The sequence below is a fragment of the Roseivirga sp. genome (genome assembly GCF_049099775.1).
Lineage (GTDB): Bacteria > Bacteroidota > Bacteroidia > Cytophagales > Cyclobacteriaceae > Roseivirga.
Map to the genome: position 1 here is coordinate 1 of NZ_JAGDZM010000034.1, position 1,941 is coordinate 1,941.

At 38.9% G+C, this 1,941-nt stretch carries 1 protein-coding gene; it reads right to left on the bottom strand.

The genetic code is table 11. The features are described 5' to 3' along the window. Positions 1-1,941, bottom strand: a 1,941-nt coding sequence (locus tag JXQ92_RS19275) for a Calx-beta domain-containing protein (protein ID WP_421988285.1), incomplete at both ends; no start/stop codon positions are given.

The window sequence follows — 1,941 nt, forward strand, 5'->3', positions numbered from 1 at the left end:
AAATATTATTAGTAGCATCACCCACGCCACCTGGGCCAGTTATACCAATTGTAGGAGCATCAAGAATATTCAAAGTAGCAGAACTGGTGCCTAGTACTGATTCATCGGGATTAGAGAGGAGCAACTCAATAGTTTCAGTACCTTCTTCCAATAGGTCATGGATTAAGGTGATATCAATAAAAGCTTCAGTATCGCCAGCAGGAACTGTCAGTGTACCACTTGAAAGTGTATAGTCCACACCACTGCCGGTAGCTGTACCCCCTGAAACCTGATAGTCAACAGATGCATCAACACCTGATGCAGCATCTAAACTAACTCCGATGCTTACTGACCTAGCAGACTCATTCACACTGACTGACCCATTGATAAATCCGATAGTTGGTTCCGGTGAATCTGAGCTATTGTATATAACATAAGCAAGTTTATTATTTGTTGAAGAGATCCGATAGGATGGATCAGCTGTAAATTCTACACGGAAAACCTCAATTAATTCATAAAATCCATCATCAATTATCTGAACAGGAATTTCAACCTCGTCAGTACCTGCTAACATAGTAACTGTATTATAACCAGTTAATACGTAGTCACTGTTTAGTTCTGCATCATTACTGTATCCTAAATCAAGACTATATCTTATGACTAAATCTGATTGAGCGGGCTGATCCATTTCAATTAAAATGTTTGGATTTGGAGTACCACTACTATTATCCGCAATGTTTTCGTAGCCAGAATAAAAGGCCTCTCGAAAACTCAATTCATATTCGTCATCATTCAAAATGGTGTAGTTAATATCGTTATTTAAGAGTGTCAGAGGTAAGGAAGGGTTGGATAGGCTAATTTGAAGACTTTCATCTGATTCAACTATGCCGTCATTTACAATATCCAGTGTATAACTTCCAGTAGTACTGCCAGCTGGAATTGTTATTTGACTATTGTTTACGTTAACGTTATAATCTGCATCAGAGGTTGAAAGGTCTGAAATCACTACATCAATGGTCACGGCTTCGGTCGGAACGAAATTAAGCGATACATTAAAAGTAAAATCAGCATTTTCCAGTCCACTGACAGTGTTCTCACTTATTATTGTTAGTATTGGTTTAAAAGTAGCTATGGATAAATAATCTCCATTATTAAGCGACAAATCAGGGGACTTATACTCATTGACTTCATCGGCAGTAAACGGATAGTAGGTAACACCTGAACTAAAATCTCCATCAGTATCTACTAACAAAATGTAATCGGTATAACCAGAGGGTAGAGCAGGTAGTTGACTAGTATCAATAATAACATCCACATCACCCAAGTCTCCTGTCTTATCTACACGCCATGCTCTCGGTATTTTCAGTGTATTTAAACCAATACTTTCCGACCATGTATCAATTGCCCCATTATCATGACCAAAAAGCATGTATGATTCATCGTTGATAAGGTTACTAGCGTTTTCTATCCTTAAAATATTGTCAGACATAGCCGCTTTATGGATGTTATCAACATCATGCCTTCCAATGCCGGCCACATCATGGGGGTGACTGGCTTGATAGGCGTAGAAATCGTTTGTAATCGACAGATTATATTTAGCGGCTAGATAGTTGTTAACTATCGTATTTTGGGCCGTATTAAGGTATACATTATACAGCATCAGCTCTGTAAATGTACCCGAATGAAATTGTGCGGGTTCATAACCTCCATCTACCGCATCCTGATCTGTTCCTATCACTAATGTACCGCCAGATCGAATAGCCGTGTTGCTTGTATTAAGTAACGTATCCAGCGTCAAATTGCCATCTTGATTTACTGCCAAACTATCGTCAGAAGACCTCCAACGAAAACCGGTGGCCTCATAATTTCCTGAATTACTTGAAAGTTCGGTTTGTACGAACGCATTACGTGCATAAAACCTAAACCGATGGCTTTGTAAGATCAATAACTCATTGGCATCAC